This is a genomic window from Marinomonas dokdonensis, from assembly GCF_052747885.1.
On record NZ_JBRAND010000003.1, the window covers coordinates 154,975 to 172,575 of the forward strand.

Here is a 17,601-nt window from a genome sequence, read left to right on the forward strand (position 1 = left end):
TTAAACCGACCTGCAAAACCACTTTATCGGCTCTGTGTCTAGACGGAAAAATCAGCTTACTTTATTTTTCCGTAAAGAGTTCATTAATCAGCAACTCTAAATGCTCTGGATTTCGGTATTCGATAACCAGTTTGCCTTTACCTTTCGCAGAGGGCTGTATTTTTACTGCCGCATTGATTTTTTGACTGATTTTTTCTGCTTCAGCACTTAAGTCCGGTAACGCATCGGCTTCATCTTGAGCGGCTTTTTCAGGAGCTTGTAGTGCTTTAACCAAGCGCTCAGTTTCCCGTACCGACAGTGACTTTGTTACCACTTGCGAGGCGGCTTGGATTTGCTTGTCATGCTCCAAAGGTAATAATGCTCTGGCATGGCCCATTTCTATGTCGCCATGCTCCAATAAGCGGCGAACTTCGGGCATCAGCCCCAATAAACGCAGTAAATTCGCGACGGTAGAACGTGATTTTCCCACTGTATCCGCAACTTCTTGCTGGGTAAGATTGAAATCATCCACCAAACGCTGCAAAGCAAACGCTTCTTCTATGGGGTTTAGATCTTCACGTTGAATGTTCTCAATGAGAGCCAACACCACGGCATCGGCATCTTCTACATGGCGGATAATGACAGGCACTTGGGTGAGATCTGCCAGTTTGGCGGCACGCCAACGGCGTTCACCCGCAATAATTTCGTACTGATTTGGCCCATTAGGTCGTACTACAATTGGCTGCATTATGCCTTGGGTACGGATCGACGCCGCTAAGTCATCCAGTTGAGCGGGGTTCATATCACGACGAGGCTGAAATTTACCTTTCGCTAGCCACTCAACAGGCAAATAGGTTAAACCCTTTATTTGCTCATCTTGAGTGTTGCCTTCAGGCTCGGATACGCTAGCATTCTGAGGGGCTAGCAATGCATCTAAGCCACGGCCTAGACCTCTTTTCTTTGTCGTCATTTGTTAAACCTTAATGGGATAAAAGCACCAAAAACACAATATTACTACGCTTTTTGCTTGCGAATAAACTCGCCGGCTAAGGCTAGGTAAGCAATTGCACCACGAGACTGTTTCTCATAATGCAAAACGGGCAAGCCATAACTTGGGGCTTCTGCAAGTCGAATATTTCTTGGTATTACGGTGTCGTACACCTTATCGCCAAAATGCTTTTGTAACTGGCTGGAAACATCATGAGTCAAGCTGGGGCGTGGATCATACATAGTTCGTACTATGCCATCAATTTGCAACGATGGATTCAAGGCATGGGTGATACGTTCTATAGTTTGCAACAAGGCCGTTAACCCTTCTAGAGCGTAATATTCACATTGCACAGGAATCAACACCCCTTGAGAGGCTGATAAGGCATTAACGGTCAGCATGTTTAATGAAGGCGGACAGTCTAACAGGATAAAATCGAATTCATTGTCGACTTCATAAAGACCTGAGCGTAAACGAGTCTCTTTACTCGGCAAGTCCAATAGAGCGACTTCTGCACCAGTTAAATCACCATTGGCAGGCAATACCCAATAACCGCTTGGGTCACTCTTCTTCATAACTTCTTTGACGCCATGGCTGCCCACCAAAACGTCAAACACACTGAACTCTAATTCATTCTTCACCAAACCACTGCCTGTGGTGGCGTTGCCTTGAGGGTCCAAGTCTATTAGAAGAACACGTCGTTTCATGGCCGCCAAAGACGCAGCTAAATTGACACAGGTAGTCGTTTTACCCACACCACCTTTTTGGTTTGTCACTGCGATTATTCTTGCCATTTCAATCCTATCCTTTACGTGTCATCACAACCATATGACGTTCAGCTTGAACACCGGTCACATTAAGAGGCTCTACACTCACTAAATCAACCTCTTTTGGTAATACGGCCAATTCTTCATGAGGGTAAACACCTTTCATGGCTAAAAAATTACCAGAATCTTTCGGTAGGGGTAAAGTCCAGTTGATCATATCTTCAATGGAAGCAAATGCTCGTGAAATAACATGATCGTATTCCCCCTGACGGGCGTGTTTTTCGACTCTTTCATTGGCAACGGTCACATTGTTAATTTTTAACTCCATTTTGACCTGAGTTAAAAAGCGCGTTTTTTTACCGTTACTGTCCAATAATGTGAATTGCTTATCAGGGTAACAAATTGCAAGCACCATACCAGGTAGACCCGGTCCAGTACCCACATCAATAATGTCGTCGCCTGTGATATATGGCAAAGTCGCTAAGCTGTCCAGTAAATGCAGTGCAATCATTTGCTCCACATCACGGATAGCTGTTAAGTTGTAGGCTTTGTTCCACTTTTCTAGCATGGCTAGATAGTCAACAAGCGTCTGAATAGTGGTATCAGAAAGAACAGCGCCCATTTGTTGGGCGCCTTTTTGAATGGTATCAAAGTGCGTCACAGTCGAGTCCATATAAAAGGAAAGATCGGCTGATGATTTTAGGCACTTTTACGTGCAATGGCACGTTTTTTCAAATGAATTAACAGTAAAGAAACTGCAGCAGGGGTAACACCCTGAATACGAGAGGCAGCCGCCAAAGTTGCCGGACGAGCCTGATTCAGTTTTTGCTTCACTTCATTAGACAAGCCTTCCAAGACGCTGTAATCCAAATCTTCTGGCAGCAAGGTGTTTTCTTGGCGACGTAAACGTTCAATATCTTCCGCTTGGCGAGAGATATAACCCGCATATTTCACCGAAATCTGCACTTGCTCAGAAACTTGTTCATCAACGGCTTCTTCTGGGGCATTTTTTAAGTTAGCAATGTCTGCATACTCAATACCAGGTCGTTTCAGAAGGTCTAACAGGCTGTATTCACGAACAATTGGCGTTTCTAACTTTGGATTAATCACCGTTGCTTCAGGAGAATTAGGCACAATCCAAGTAGATTTTAATCTTTGCTGTTCCAGTTCAATGGCTTCGCGTTTTTTACAAAAAGCCGCCCAACGCTCATCGGAAACAAGACCCAACTCGCGGCCTTTTTCGGTTAAACGCATATCCGCGTTATCTTCACGTAAGATCAAGCGGTATTCAGCACGGCTGGTAAACATACGGTAAGGCTCTTTTGTCCCCATGGTAATGAGATCGTCTACCAATACACCTAAGTAAGCTTCGTCACGACGCGGGGTCCAAGCGTCTTTTTCTTGCGCCAAACGAGCCGCATTCAAACCCGCTAGCAAGCCTTGTGCACCGGCTTCTTCATAACCCGTCGTACCGTTAATTTGTCCAGCAAAGAACAAACCCGGCATATGTTTGGTTTCAAGTGAGTATTTTAGGTCTTGCGGATTAAAGTAATCATACTCAATCGCATAGCCTGGTCGCATAATATGAGCGTTTTCCATTCCCTTCATTGAGCGAACCAATTCAATTTGCACATCAAAAGGTAGCGAAGTAGAAATACCGTTTGGGTACAATTCATGGGTCGTTAAGCCTTCCGGCTCAATGAAAATTTGATGAGAGTTTTTATCGGCAAAACGTACAATCTTATCTTCAATAGAAGGACAGTATCTTGGCCCAACCCCTTCGATGACCCCTGTATACATAGGGGATCTGTCCATACCACTACGAATAATGTCGTGAGTTTTTTCATTGGTATGGGTGATAAAACACTCGATTTGACGAGGGTGCATTGCACGATTGCCTAAATAGGACATCACAGGGGTAATATCATCACCAGGTTGTGCTTGCATCTGACTAAAGTCTACAGAGCGAGCATCAATACGTGGTGGCGTCCCCGTTTTTAGTCGATCTACACGGAAAGGTAAGGCACGCAGTTTTTCTGCCAACCCAATAGATGGCGGATCACCTGCACGTCCACCAGCATGGTTCTGTAAACCAACGTGAATAACCCCACCTAAAAAAGTACCCGCCGTTAAGACAACCGTTTTACTGTTAAAACGAATGCCTGTTTGTGTGATCACACCGCGCGCTGCACCGTCTTCAACAATCAAGTCTTCTGCAGACTGTTGAAACAACCATAGATTTTCTTGGTTCTCTAATGTTTGGCGGATAGCAGCTTTGTAAAGAATACGATCTGCTTGAGCACGAGTGGCACGAACAGCAGGCCCTTTACGCGAGTTTAAGGTTCTAAATTGAATTCCCGCTTTATCAGTGGCCAAGGCCATTGCACCATCTAAAGCATCAATTTCTTTAACAAGGTGGGACTTCCCAATACCACCAATGGCAGGGTTGCAGGACATTTGTCCTAAAGTTTCTATGTTGTGGGACAGTAGCAGAGTTTTTACACCCATACGTGCCGCTGCCAATGCAGCTTCAGTACCAGCGTGTCCGCCACCCACAACAATCACGTCAAAGCGACTTGGGAAATCCACGATAACCTCGGAATAAAAAATGAATAAAAAACGATCAACTCTCGATTGAGGCCGCTAAGTATAAAGGCAAATTTTTAAAAAGAAAGAGATGACACCCTACTGATCCCGGTCATCAATATTTAATAAATAAGGTTAATATATAGGATCTTTTATGTTTATTATGTCTATATAGCAGACGAAAATCCGTTGATAAGTCATTTTTATCTATATATATCATTACTTTATACACATAACATCTTGTTAAAATTAGGCGCCACTTCCTGTGGTGTGGATAACCTATTGCTGTGTATAAAATGCCAAGTTATACACGTCGCGATTTCACCCTCCGAGTTGTTAAAAACTGTGCAAAACTTTCTTTCAACCTATCACCATAGTTATTAACAGGTGAGATTTACCCTTGTTAATAAAATATCTATCTGTTTTAAAAGGGTTTTTGTCATTTTTTGATGATCTTTTGAGCATCCTGGGAAAGAAAACAATCCACAGATAAAAAAATAAATTTTTTATATTTTTTTAGAATAAGTAAGATTTCGTTTCCCACAAAGTCACATCAGAAACTTCTAACATGTTGAAAATGTGAATAAAAAATGACATTTCAGATTAACTCAATTGTGCGTAACTCTAATTTTGGCGATTGCTGAGCCTGCAAGGTTTTACTTCATTGCATTGTTGATTTAACTAGACGATTGGTCTAAATTCGTTCGAATACCCATTGATAACAATAGAGAAGAAGATTCAGGTGCCACAGTTAACTGAAAAAATAGTGCGTCGTGGTCGGCCTAAAAAACAAGCGGATCAACAAGATACCCGTGAGGCTTTATTATCCGCTGGGGTGGTGGAGTTTACTCAGAAAGGTTTTGGTCGCAGTGGAATAGATGCCATTTTAAAAACCATAGGGGTGCCAAAAGGCTCTTTTTATCATTACTTTTCTAGCAAAGAAGCGTTTGGTTTGGCTATCTTGGCTCGATATAGGCAGTATTTTGAACATAAGCTTGATCGTTTTCTATTGGATGAAAGCTTACCCCCACTGCAACGTTTACAAGCCTTTGGCCTTGAGGCACAAGCAGGTATGGCACGTTATGATTTTCAACGGGGCTGTCTAGTTGGTAACTTAGAACAAGAGTCTTGCCAACTGTCTGCTGAGTTTCAGCAGCAATTGGTATTAACCTATGAAAGTTGGCAACAACGTATTGCTCACTGCTTACAGCTAGCTCAAAAACAAGGTGAGCTGGTTTCTTCGGCGGATATTGATGAGTTGGCCAAAATGTTTTGGATTGGTTGGGAAGGCTCGGTACATAGATCTCGCTTATTAAACAGCACCCAGCCCATGGAGAGTTACATGGCATTTTTTATAAACGCCATCAGAGTATAAAACGATAAGCCTAACCTAACGGGTTAGGTATTTTTTTCGAATTTACTAGACGATCAGTCTAAAAGGAGGACATATGTTTCACGGGCTATGGCTAGATCAAAATGATGAAGGCAAGCAGTATTGTGAAATCAAACAATTGGACGAGGCGCAATTGCCCGATGGCGATGTCACCATTGACGTTGCCTACAGCACTTTAAACTATAAGGATGCCCTTGCCATTACGGGGAAAGGCCGTATTGCTCGCGCTTACCCTATGGTTCCTGGTATTGATTTAGTTGGTCAGGTCACTGATAGCGAGAGCCCTGATTTCGCCAAAGGTGATTGGGTATTATTGAATGGCTTTGGTGTTGGAGAGGCCCATTGGGGGGGATTGGCTGAGAAAGCTCGCTTAAAGAGTGATTGGCTTATACCTCTTCCAAAAGGTATGACTGGCAGACAGGCCATGACCATAGGTACCGCTGGCTATACGGCCATGCTAAGTGTTCTCGCTCTGCAAAAACAAGGCGTAACGCCAGAAGACGGCGAAGTGCTGGTAACAGGAGCTAATGGTGGGGTTGGCAGTTTTGCCATTCGCTTGCTGCATAAATTGGGTTACAAAGTGGTGGCCTCCACTGGCCGTATGGAAGAAGCCCCTTATTTACAGCGCTTAGGCGCCAATGATGTCATTAGCCGTGACAGTCTAAGTCAACTGGGCAAACCCCTACAGAAAGAGCGCTGGGCTGGCGTTATCGACTGTGTTGGTAGTCACACCCTAGCCAATGCTTGTGCCACAACCCGCTATGGTGGTGTCGTAACGGCGTGCGGCTTGGCGCAAGGAATGGACTTTCCTGCTTCCGTTGCGCCGTTTATTTTACGGGGTGTTCGTTTAATCGGTATCGACAGTGTGATGCGCCCGAAAGCCGACAGGCTGGAGGCCTGGCAAGCGTTAACAGAGCTTTTAGAAAGCGATGATTTTACCCTAGTAGGCCGTGAGATTGGTTTACATGAAGTGATCGATCAAGCCCACGCACTGATAAATGGCGAAGTGCGTGGACGTTTGATCGTGCGCTTATAATGGCGCTTATTTACCGATACAGAAAGAGCCAAAAATGCGCCCAAGTAAGTCATCACTGGTGAAGGCACCAGTGATCTCACTTAGGGCTTGCTGGGCTTCTTTAAGGTCTTCTGCGAGTAATTCCCCTGCCCCATAACCATGTAGCTGCTCTTTGCCGGCCGCTAAAAAACGGTTGGCTTTGTTGAGTGCTTCAATATGACGGCGACGAGCAATAAAGCCCCCCTCTGTGGTGCTGTCAAAGCCCATGACGGCTTTTAGATGATCGGTTAAGTCATTGACGCCATCGCCAGTTTTTGCCGACAAAGAGATCACCGGAATGCTATTAACCGTTTCTGTGCCTGTGCTTTGTTGAGTCAAATCCACCTTATTGCGCACCAAGGTTAAGTGGTCTTTGGTCTTTAGCTGAGCCATAAATTCTGGCCAAATCTGTTCAGGATCTTTTGAATCTATCGATTGGCTATCAACCATCATCAAGATGCGATCGGCTTTGTGGATTTCATCCCAAGCGCGTTGGATACCAATACGCTCAACTTCGTCTGGACTGTCTCGTAAACCCGCGGTATCTATGATGTGTAGGGGCATGCCATCAAGGTGTATATGTTCACGCAACACATCGCGAGTCGTGCCTTCAATACTGGTGACAATGGCAGAATCTTTACCTGATAACGCATTTAAAAGACTTGATTTACCAGCGTTAGGTCGTCCAGCGATGACCACATTCATGCCTTCACGAATCAGCGCTCCCTGGTTGGCTTCTTTTAGTACTGCGGCTAAGCGTTGCTCTATCTCAGCTAGCTCACTGGCCACCTTGCCATCACCGATGAAATCTATTTCTTCTTCTGGGAAGTCGATGGCCGCTTCCACGTAAATACGCAAGTGAATTAAAGCCTCTACCAGCTCATCAACCCGTTTTGAAAAGGCCCCTTGCAAGGACCTTAGAGCACATTTTGCGGCTTGTTCAGAAGTACTGTCGATCAAATCTGCGATGGCTTCTGCTTGAGTAAGGTCCATCTTATCGTTCATGAACGCCCGCTCGGAAAATTCCCCAGGGCGAGCTAAACGTGCGCCCAGTGCCACACAATGACTTAGCAACATATCCATAATGATAGGGCCGCCATGACCTTGTAACTCAAACACGTCTTCCCCTGTAAAAGAATTTGGCCCTGGGAAATAAAGTGCTAATCCCATGTCCAGTTGTGCATCTTGAGCATCTTTAAATGGCACATAGTGGGCATACCTTGGTGTCGGCTCAAAACCTATAATTTGCTTGGCAATAGCAAGGCTTTTTGGGCCTGAGAGGCGGATAATGCCGACCCCTCCTCGGCCTGGTGCTGTGGCTTGCGCGGCGATGGTATCTTGGTCTATGAGATGCTGGAATTGAGTCATAAATTGGCTCTTTTGGAAGTCGCTATAAGTTGTCTTTATTGTCGGTTAGGCTGGCACAGATGGCAATCTAAACGTAAAAAAGGCCTCCCAGTGGGAAGCCTTTTCGAGAAACTTAACCAAATTTCGCGGTTAAGCTTCTTTTTCAATACGCTTGGTAATGATGTACTGCTGAACAATCGACAAGGTGTTGTTCACTACCCAGTACAGTACCAAACCACTTGGGAACCACAAGAAGAAGAAGGTAAATGCGATCGGCATAATCTTCATAATGCGTGCTTGCATTGGATCTGGTGGTGTTGGGTTTAGCATTTGCTGACCTAACATACTTAGACCCATCAAGATTGGTAGTACAAAGTATGGGTCCATGGCAGATAGATCGTGAATCCATAAGAAGAAAGGCGCGTGGCGCAATTCAACGGATTCCATCAATACCCAGTACAAAGAAAGGAACACCGGCATTTGTACCAAAATAGGTAAACAGCCGCCTAGTGGGTTGATCTTTTCTTTCTTGTAAAGAGCCATCATAGCTTGCGACATCTTCTGACGATCATCACCATGCTGTTCTTTTAGCTTGGCAATTTCAGGTCCGAATTTACGCATTTTCGCCATAGAACGGTAGCTGGTGGCAGAAAGCTTGAAGAAGATAGCTTTTACAACCACTACGATCAAGATGATGGCCACACCCCAGTTGATAACGACAGATTGGATCATCGTTAGCAACCAGAAAAGCGGCTTCGCTAACCACCACAACCAACCGTAATCAACGGTTAGAGCTAGGTTTTCAGCGGTTGCTTCAAGTTGATCTTGTAGTTTTGGGCCCACATAGAACGTTGAGCTCAAAGTGCCTTGTTGGCCGGCTGCAATTTCTACTGCAGAGCCTGTAAAGCCAATGATGTTGAAGTCGTTATTGGTACGAGCTTGCAAGGTAACTTTTTGACCCTGCTCTGGAATCCACGCTGACACAAAGTAGTGTTGTAGAATCGCTACCCAACCTTGCGTTGTGGTTTTCTTAACTGGCTCTTCTGCCATGTCAGAGAAAGATACTTTGTCGTACTTGTTCTCTTCGTCAGAAATCGCGCCACCTAGGTAAGGCTGTAGACCCATACCGCTGGCTTGGCTTGGATCTTCCGAGTTATCGCGCTTAATTTGAGCAAACAAGTTACCACGCCAAGTTTCAGCTGACGTGTTATCAACCGTAATTAGCTGACGGATACTGTAGGAGCCTTTGCTAAAACGGAATGTCTTAGTGTACTTAATGCCTGCAGCATCTGTGTAATACAGGTTCACATCCAGACTGTCTGTACCATCCGCTAAGCTGTATGAAGTGCTTTCAGATTGGTAAACAGGACGACCTTCAGGTGATGCATCAGGACCATTTTTACCGATCAGACCACTTTGCGTCACATAAGTACGCTCTGCACCGTTTTCAAGAATGACAAAAGAGTCTGGCTGACCTAGAACTTTTTTGTAATCAAGCAAAGCGGCTTCTACAAGATCACCACCAACTGGATTGATTGCAACACGTAATGTGTCAGTTGTTACTTCAATCAGTTTTCCTGGGGCGATTTGAGTCGCATTTTGTGGAATTTCGCTGTCTGCAACGGCAACATCTGTGCTTTGAGTTGCGGAAGGCAAGTCATTGCTAGTTTGAGAGCTAGTCTCAGTTTGAGTCGTTTGAGCTGTGCTTTGCGGCGTGGACTGAGGACCATAATCTTGGTTCCACTGTAAGAACAGTAGGTAGCCACTGATGAAAAGCGCACCCCATAAAAAGTAACGTCTGAAATCCATGGTATTCAACTAATTTGTTTGGTTAGACAATAGGTTCAAGAACCCGATTAAAAATCACGCGCTATTAAACCAGTCTTTGGCAGTTTTTTCAGCCTATTTCTGTCTAGAGGCGGTGCGTTTTTTATTTACGGAGGGATTTTTCGCTTTTTTGGCGAGTTGATCCCAAGCTTTATCGATGCGTCGATGAAAATCTGGGTTATCTAACTCTTTAATGCCTTGGCGAGCGAGGAAAACAATATCGAGTCCCGCTAAAGTAGTTTTGTGCTGACGAAATGAATCGCGCACCAAACGTTTGATACGGTTCCTGCCGACTGCGCGCTTATCCGTTTTTTTAGACACAATAAGACCTAGACGAGCTTGGTCATCTTCTCGTTTGTGCGCTAATAAAAGGAATTCGCCTGCGAAGACTTTACAGGAAGTGTCGTTAAAGACGGATTGATAATCCCCGGTATTCAGGAGTCTGACATGCCGGGGAAAACAATTATCGGTCATCAGCGTTTTTATGCGCTTAGAACCTTGCGGCCGCGGGCACGACGGCGAGCGACGATTTGGCGTCCGCTTTTAGTAGCCATACGAGCACGGAAACCGTGGTTACGTTTGCGTTTCAAAACGCTAGGTTGGAAAGTTCTTTTCATCGTTCTTCTCTCACTGAAGCAGTGTTTCAGTTTTGAGGGTTAGCGGTCGCCAAGCCTCTACATTTGATTGTCAAATCAGGGCGCGGATTTTAGAGGGTTTTTCTAATAAATTCAACGCTTAGCAAAGGCCCATTGTAAAAAAAATCAACAAACATTTGCTCCAAAACTTATTCACAGACTTCTACGCTAAAGTGTATAAATCTTAAAATATCACTAGGTAACTTATTCACAATGAGAGTTTGTTGTTTATTTTGTGTATAACTATCAAAAGGTTACAGAAAATTTTCCCGTTAATAAAACGTCTAAAAAGTGCCTGTTAATATGTGGGTAACTAGGTGTTTTATGCACATAGGGAGAGTTTTATCTACTGGTGTGCATAACATTACCTGTTATTAACAAAATTTCGCTTTTATACCTGAATGAGATGTTTTTCCATTTATTTGTGGATAACTTAAGGGGAAGCAGGTTAAAATTCGTTTCTTGTCTGTCTTTTAACTTGGGAGTACGCCTAAAGTGTCTTTGGAGCATTGGGATCTTTGCCTGCAGCGCTTGCAGGATGAATTTTCCACATCGCAGTTCAACACCTGGATTCGTCCTTTAACGGCCGAAATGACGCCGAATGGTGAATTATGCCTAAGTGCACCCAATCGTTTTGTGTTGGACTGGGTCAGTAACAAATATCAAACGCGCATTAAAGAGCTATTAACTGAGTTTGCCGGCGATGATCCAGCGACCGTTTTAAAGCTTGCTGTAAAAGCCAGCAGCTTTGCTCAATCGGCCCCTACTCCGCCACCACCGCCTCCTGTTTCCACCGCTCCTGCGGTTAGCCCTCTTAATAACGAAGTGGTTAATGAATCCGGCTATCGTCCGGCATTCGGCTTAATGGATGGCGAAGGCAGCCAACACGCAGATTTAGAATTTGAAGCACCGTTAACCTTGTCCGACACGGGACTGCGTGCTGAACTTGAGCCCTACGAACAAGGCCAGTTACCACTCACGCCGCCAAATCGTAAAGTTCAAGTAGAAGGTGGTATCAACCATGGTGCCAACCTCAACAACTCTTTCACCTTTGATAACTTCATTGAAGGTAAATCAAACCAATTAGCCCATGCCGCAGCCAAGCAAGTTGCCGAGAACCCTGGCGGTGCTTATAACCCACTCTTTATTTACGGTGGCGTTGGTTTGGGTAAAACTCACTTAATGCAAGCGGTGGGTACAGAGTTAATGCGCCACAATCCGAATGCTAAAGTGGTGTACTTGCATTCAGAGCGTTTTGTGGCCGACATGGTTAAAGCGTTACAACTTAATGCCATAAACGACTTTAAGCGTTACTACCGTTCGGTAGACGCTTTGTTGATCGATGATATTCAGTTTTTTGCGGGTAAGGATCGAACTCAAGAAGAGTTCTTCCATACCTTTAATGCCTTGTTAGAAGGCGGCCAGCAAATGATCCTAACGTGTGATCGCTACCCGAAAGAAATCCAAGGCTTAGAAGATCGTCTTAAATCGCGTTTTGGTTGGGGTTTAACGGTGGCGATTGAGCCGCCAGAACTTGAAACCCGAGTGGCCATCTTGATGCGTAAAGGTGAAGAAAGTGGTATTAAGTTATCCTATGATTCCGCCTTCTTTATCGCTCAGAAAATTCGCTCCAACGTACGTGAATTAGAAGGGGCGCTGAAGCGTGTTATTGCCAACTCGCACTTTACCGGTCGTGCCATTACGCCAGATTTTGTAAGAGAGTCACTAAAAGACCTTTTAGCCTTGCAAGATAAGCTAGTGAACATTGATAATATTCAGCGTATTGTGGCGGAATATTACAAGATTAAAATTAGTGATTTGCTATCGAAGCGCCGTAGTCGTTCTATTGCTCGTCCACGCCAAGTGGCGATGTCTTTGGCGAAGGAGCTTACTAATCACAGCTTGCCTGAAATTGGCGATGCTTTTGGTGGCCGCGACCATACCACGGCTTTGCATGCGATCAGAAAGATCAAAGAGTTACAGGATATGGATTCTGATATCCGTGAAGATTACAAACAATTAATGCGAATTCTGACCACCTGATGGTCTAAGACTTTGAGTTTACGAGGGAAATAATGAAATTTTCAGTCGTCCGCGAGACACTTCTTAAACCACTGCAACTGGTGGCAGGCGTTGTTGAACGCAAACAGACAATGCCAGTATTAGCCAATGTCTTAGTGGAAGTAAAAGACAATACTTTAACCCTTACTGGCTCGGATCTTGAAGTTGAGCTAGTGGGCAACATTCCCCTTGATGAATGCGAAGAAGGCCGTATCACGGTACCAGCGCGTAAGTTAATGGATATTTGTAAAAGCTTGCCAGACAGCGCCGTTATAGAGTTCTCTCTAGATGAGCTGAAAGCGGTTATACGTTCTGGCCGCTCACGCTTTAGCTTGTCTACCCTACCGGCGGATGAGTTCCCAAATATTCAGGATATGCAGGGTGACCTAACCGTTTCTATTGCGCAAAACAGCGTACGTCGTTTAATCGACCGTACTGGCTTTGCTATGGCGAACCAAGACGTTCGTTACTACTTAAATGGTATGTTGTTTGAAGTAGCAGATGGCCAACTACGAGTAGTGGCTACCGATGGTCACCGTCTCGCGACGGCCATTGAAGATGCCCAAGTAAGTGGTGATCTCACGCAAGTTATCGTACCTCGTAAAGGGGTGTTAGAACTGAACCGTTTGTTGAACGATAGCGACGACTTAGTGGAATTAACCATAGGTACGAACCATGTTCGCGCCAAAGTTGCGGATTACGTTTTCACTTCTAAACTTGTGGACGGCAAGTTCCCAGATTACCACCGAGTGATTCCTCGCAATAACGAGAAAATCATTATTGCTGATCGTTTAGAGCTTCGTCAGGTTTTCCTACGTGCTTCGATTCTTTCTAACGAGAAATATCGTGGTGTGCGTCTAATCCTTTCGAACGGCATGTTGCAAGTATTTGCCAACAACCCAGAGCAAGAAGAAGCAGAAGAATCCGTCTTGGTTCAATACCAAGGGGATGATCTAGAAGTGGGCTTTAACGTTGGCTACCTGCTAGACGTGCTGGGTGTTGTCGATACTCAAGAAGTGCGTTTGTCTTTGAATGACTCAAACAGCAGTGCTTTGATCGAAGAAGCTCAGAGTCATGCTGCGCAATACGTCGTTATGCCGATGCGTCTCTAATTCGCATGGGTTCAGTCACCCGCTTAGTCTGCTAAGCGGGTGGTCTTTTCTTCTTCCTTAAGGTTTGTGTTATGCCGCTAGTGCGTTTGGACATCTCCCATGTTCGTAACTTGTCTAGTGTTCGTTTTGAGCCTTCCCCCCAAGTGAATGTCATTATTGGCGAAAACGGCAGTGGCAAAACCTCCGTTCTAGAAGCCATACACCTTTTGTCTTTTGGTCGCTCTTTTCGTAGCCATAAACATAAAACCTATATTCAGCACGAAACCCCTCACTGTTTGGTCTTTGCTCAATTGTCGCAAGCTCAGGGTAATCCTATCCCTGTGGGCCTTCAGAGGCACAGAGACGGGCAAATAGACGTGCGAATTCAAGGTATGCGTGCTCAGTCTGTTATTGAGCTTGCAGAGCGCCTGCCTGTACAGTTGATTAACCCCGATGCGTTCCGCTTATTAGAGGGTTCACCCAGTATTCGACGCCAATTTATTGACTGGGGAGTATTCCATTTTGATGGGGACTTTATTCGTGCTTGGCGAGGTTGGCAAAAAGCATTAAAACAGCGGAATACCTTGCTCAGACGTGGTAAAATATCTGACAGTTTATTAGCGGCTTTTGACCAAGAGTTAATTCGTCTTGGTGAGCAGGTAAATAACGCCCGAAAAGCTTATGTTGAGCGCTTAACACCGCACTTTGAGCAAGTTTTAGCGGAATTATCCGCGGACTTGGCGGTGAAATTGCATTTTTTTCAGGGCTGGGACGCACAAAAAACATTAGCCACGATCGTTGCCAATGGTCGTGAGCGAGATATTGAATTGGGTTATACCCATGGTGGCCCGCAAAGAGCTGACCTCAGAGTAAAAACCGCCGCTGGAGATGCGTTAGATACCCTCTCTCGTGGCCAACAAAAGCTGGTGGTATCGGCTTTAAAAATTGCACAAGGTCAGTTACTGATTGAGATGGGTCGCCCCTTGGTGTTTTTGGTGGACGATTTACCCGCTGAGTTGGATGCTAACCACCGACAAAAATTGTGTCGATTGTTAGAATCTTTGGATAGCCAAATTTTTATTACCAGTGTCGGGCCCGATACGACGGATTTTGTTTGGGCAGACACCACAGACGTTCGCCAATTCTCCATGAATCATGGCGAGCTGTCCTTATTGAGCAAAGGTTTGCAGGAGAGTTAAATGAGTGAAAATAATTACGATTCGTCCAGTATCAAGGTGCTCAAAGGGCTAGATGCCGTTCGCAAACGCCCAGGCATGTATATTGGTGACACAGATGACGGCACCGGTTTGCACCACATGGTGTTCGAGGTGGTCGATAACTCTATCGATGAAGCCTTAGCGGGCCACTGTGACACTATTACGGTACTGATTCACCCTGACGAATCGATTTCTGTATCGGATAACGGCCGTGGTATTCCGGTCGATATGCACGAAGAGGAAGGTGTTTCTGCAGCCGAAGTTATCATGACGGTATTGCATGCTGGTGGTAAATTTGACGACAACTCCTATAAAGTTTCTGGTGGTCTACACGGTGTAGGTGTTTCGGTGGTAAACGCCCTATCAGAAGAGCTAACCCTAACCATTCGCAAAAACGGCAAAGTATACGAACAGCAGTATTCTCACGGTGTACCTCAAGCACCTTTGGCGATTATTGGTGATTCCGATGGTGCGGGTACAACTGTACATTTCAAACCTTCTGCTGAAACCTTCAGTAACATCGTCTTCATCTACGATATTCTTGCTAAGCGTTTACGTGAATTATCTTTCTTGAACTCTGGTGTGGCCATCCATCTAAAAGATGAGCGCAGCGGCAAAGAAGAATTCTTCAACTACGAAGGCGGCTTGCGTTCTTTTGTTGAGCATTTGAACACCAACAAAACCCCTATTAATGATATTTTCCATTTTATCTGCCAACGTGATGACCTAGAAGATGGCATCGCCGTAGAAGTGGCGTTGCAGTGGAACGAAGGTTTCCAAGAAAATATCTACTGTTACACCAACAACATTCCACAGCGTGACGGTGGTACTCACCTTGCCGGTTTCCGTGGCGCCTTGACTCGTACTCTGAACAACTTCATTGAAAAAGAAGGCTTGGCGAAGAAGCAAAAAGTCGCCACCACAGGTGACGATAGCCGTGAAGGTTTGACTGCGATTGTGTCGGTGAAAGTGCCAGATCCTAAGTTCTCTTCTCAGACCAAAGACAAATTGGTGTCTTCTGAAGTGAAAACAGCCGTAGAGCAAGAGATGAGTAAGCGTTTCTCCGAGTTCCTTCTGGAAAAACCCAACGAAGCTAAGATCATCGTTAACAAGATGATCGATGCGGCCCGTGCCCGTGAAGCGGCGCGTCGTGCTCGTGATATGACTCGTCGTAAAGGCGCACTCGACATTGCCGGTTTGCCGGGTAAATTGGCCGACTGTCAGGAGAAAGACCCAGCGCTTTCTGAAATCTACCTAGTGGAGGGTGACTCTGCGGGTGGTTCTGCGAAACAAGGTCGTGACCGTCGTACACAAGCGATTCTGCCCCTGAAAGGTAAAATCCTTAACGTCGAAAAAGCCCGTTTCGATAAAATGCTTTCGTCTGTTGAAGTCGGTACCCTGATCACGGCGCTAGGTTGTGGTATTGGCCGCGATGAATTTAACGCCGACAAATTACGTTATCACAGCATAGTGATCATGACCGATGCCGACGTGGATGGTTCTCACATCCGTACCCTATTGCTGACCTTCTTCTTCCGTCAAATGCCGGAAATCATTGAACGTGGCCACATCTTCATTGCTCAGCCACCGCTGTTTAAGATTAAACGTGGTAAGCAAGAGCAATACATCAAAGATGAAGCGGCATTGGATCAGCACTTGATCGAAGTTGCCCTTGATGGCGCTCACATGCACGTTAACGAAGACGCACCGGGTATTCAGGGTGAGCATCTAGCGAAGTTAGTACGTGATTACATTCATATCGAAGAAGATATCGAACGTTTGTCTCGTGTGTACCCTAAAGATGTTATGTCTAAACTTCTGTGCTGTGATGCTTTGAGCACGGAAGATCTGAAAACCGAAGCGACCGTACAAAGTTGGGTAGAAGCACTACGTGCTCACATGCCTTTGGATGCCCGTACAGGCTTCCGCTTTGACTTCAGCGTCGAGAAAGACGACGAGCGTGGCTTGTACCTACCTGTGGTAGATATCATGTCTCATGGTGTTTCAAACCGTTACCGTTTTGAAGCCAGCTTCTTCAACTCACCAGAATACAAGCGTATTGTGGCCATGTCTGAAACTGTGGATGAGTTGTTCGGCACAGAATCCTTCATCCAACGTGGCGAACGTCGTCAGCCAGTTTCAACCATTGAAGAAATGAAAACTTGGCTAATGAAAGAAGCGTCTCGCGGCATGGCGATCCAGCGATACAAAGGATTGGGCGAGATGAACCCTGAGCAACTTTGGGAAACCACTATGGACCCAGATGCTCGTCGCATGTTGCGCGTAACCATTGATGATGCAGTTGCCGCGGACCAAATGTTCACCACCTTGATGGGTGATGAAGTAGAACCGCGTCGTAACTTCATCCAAGACAACGCCTTGAAAGTCGCGAACCTAGACGTTTAATCGTTTAAGTTCGAGTTATGAGAAAGCCCCAGTTTTTAAGAAAGCTGGGGCTTAATTATATGGTCTCTCTCACTCCTAAGTTATACCTAGGGTTGGCTAAATAAAGAGACAGCCCATCATTTTTAGTATTAAAGTCATTGGAATCGATTTAAGCCAATCTTTTTTTCATATTGTTGCCCACGATCGTGTTGGACGAGATCAATATCGAAAACGCCTTATACAAACTAAGTGACTAGAACATCTCACGAAT

Annotated in this window: 14 protein-coding genes and 1 pseudogene; 7 read left to right on the forward strand and 8 right to left on the reverse strand. The window is 45.2% G+C overall.

Annotated features, from left to right (window positions below; genetic code table 11):
- Positions 1 to 61 precede the first annotated feature (61 nt).
- The 4 genes from ACUM5Y_RS08475 to mnmG are packed head-to-tail and all read right to left on the reverse strand — an operon-like array spanning position 62 to position 4,323.
- A complete protein-coding gene (locus tag ACUM5Y_RS08475; RefSeq protein ID WP_445976440.1) occupies positions 62 to 949 on the reverse strand; it encodes a ParB/RepB/Spo0J family partition protein in 888 nt (295 codons plus the stop codon).
- Positions 950 to 993: 44 nt separating this feature from the next.
- Positions 994 to 1,761, reverse strand: coding sequence for a ParA family protein (locus tag ACUM5Y_RS08480; RefSeq protein ID WP_445976441.1), 768 nt, complete (start codon positions 1,759 to 1,761; stop codon positions 994 to 996).
- 7 nt (positions 1,762 to 1,768) lie between these two features.
- Entirely contained in the window at positions 1,769 to 2,395 is a 627-nt protein-coding gene (gene rsmG, locus ACUM5Y_RS08485; RefSeq protein ID WP_445976442.1) for a 16S rRNA (guanine(527)-N(7))-methyltransferase RsmG, read from the reverse strand.
- A 38-nt stretch (positions 2,396 to 2,433) separates the two neighbouring features.
- Positions 2,434 to 4,323 carry a tRNA uridine-5-carboxymethylaminomethyl(34) synthesis enzyme MnmG gene (mnmG, locus tag ACUM5Y_RS08490; protein ID WP_445976443.1) on the reverse strand — a complete coding sequence of 630 codons (1,890 nt, stop codon included), beginning with the start codon at positions 4,321 to 4,323 and terminating at the stop codon, positions 2,434 to 2,436.
- A gap of 739 nt (positions 4,324 to 5,062) precedes the next feature.
- Here mnmG and acuR point away from each other — a divergent pair.
- Both acuR and acuI read left to right on the forward strand, forming a co-directional pair.
- The gene (acuR, locus tag ACUM5Y_RS08495) at positions 5,063 to 5,695 is read left to right on the forward strand and encodes an acrylate utilization transcriptional regulator AcuR (RefSeq protein WP_445976444.1); all 633 of its coding nucleotides are present in this window, start codon (positions 5,063 to 5,065) and stop codon (positions 5,693 to 5,695) included.
- A gap of 73 nt (positions 5,696 to 5,768) precedes the next feature.
- A complete protein-coding gene (gene acuI, locus ACUM5Y_RS08500; RefSeq protein ID WP_445976445.1) occupies positions 5,769 to 6,749 on the forward strand; it encodes an acrylyl-CoA reductase (NADPH) in 981 nt (326 codons plus the stop codon).
- A 6-nt stretch (positions 6,750 to 6,755) separates the two neighbouring features.
- Here acuI and mnmE read toward each other — a convergent pair whose 3' ends face one another.
- From mnmE to rpmH, 4 genes are all read right to left on the reverse strand, one after another.
- Positions 6,756 to 8,135: a tRNA uridine-5-carboxymethylaminomethyl(34) synthesis GTPase MnmE gene (gene mnmE / locus ACUM5Y_RS08505; protein ID WP_445976446.1), complete on the reverse strand. Its 1,380-nt coding sequence runs from the start codon at positions 8,133 to 8,135 to the stop codon at positions 6,756 to 6,758.
- Positions 8,136 to 8,264: 129 nt separating this feature from the next.
- Positions 8,265 to 9,923 (reverse strand): membrane protein insertase YidC, encoded by a 1,659-nt coding sequence (gene yidC / locus ACUM5Y_RS08510; RefSeq protein WP_445976447.1) that lies wholly within the window; start codon positions 9,921 to 9,923, stop codon positions 8,265 to 8,267.
- Between the two features lie 93 nt (positions 9,924 to 10,016).
- The gene (rnpA, locus tag ACUM5Y_RS08515) at positions 10,017 to 10,415 is read right to left on the reverse strand and encodes a ribonuclease P protein component (protein ID WP_445976448.1); all 399 of its coding nucleotides are present in this window, start codon (positions 10,413 to 10,415) and stop codon (positions 10,017 to 10,019) included.
- 8 nt (positions 10,416 to 10,423) lie between these two features.
- Entirely contained in the window at positions 10,424 to 10,558 is a 135-nt protein-coding gene (gene rpmH, locus ACUM5Y_RS08520) for a 50S ribosomal protein L34 (RefSeq protein WP_084035504.1), read from the reverse strand.
- Positions 10,559 to 11,071: 513 nt separating this feature from the next.
- Between rpmH and dnaA the strand changes: the two genes are divergently transcribed.
- The 5 genes and pseudogenes from dnaA to ACUM5Y_RS08545 all read left to right on the forward strand — a co-directional run.
- Positions 11,072 to 12,619, forward strand: a complete 1,548-nt coding sequence (gene dnaA, locus ACUM5Y_RS08525) for a chromosomal replication initiator protein DnaA (protein WP_445976449.1) — start codon at positions 11,072 to 11,074, stop codon at positions 12,617 to 12,619.
- 32 nt (positions 12,620 to 12,651) lie between these two features.
- The gene (gene dnaN, locus ACUM5Y_RS08530; RefSeq protein ID WP_445976450.1) at positions 12,652 to 13,749 is read left to right on the forward strand and encodes a DNA polymerase III subunit beta; all 1,098 of its coding nucleotides are present in this window, start codon (positions 12,652 to 12,654) and stop codon (positions 13,747 to 13,749) included.
- A 71-nt stretch (positions 13,750 to 13,820) separates the two neighbouring features.
- Positions 13,821 to 14,927 carry a DNA replication/repair protein RecF gene (recF, locus tag ACUM5Y_RS08535; RefSeq protein ID WP_445976451.1) on the forward strand — a complete coding sequence of 369 codons (1,107 nt, stop codon included), beginning with the start codon at positions 13,821 to 13,823 and terminating at the stop codon, positions 14,925 to 14,927.
- Positions 14,928 to 17,351: a DNA topoisomerase (ATP-hydrolyzing) subunit B gene (gene gyrB, locus ACUM5Y_RS08540; RefSeq protein WP_445976452.1), complete on the forward strand. Its 2,424-nt coding sequence runs from the start codon at positions 14,928 to 14,930 to the stop codon at positions 17,349 to 17,351.
- Between the two features lie 118 nt (positions 17,352 to 17,469).
- A pseudogene (locus ACUM5Y_RS08545) lies at positions 17,470 to 17,580 on the forward strand (IS110 family transposase); the annotation flags it as partial.
- Positions 17,581 to 17,601 lie beyond the last annotated feature (21 nt).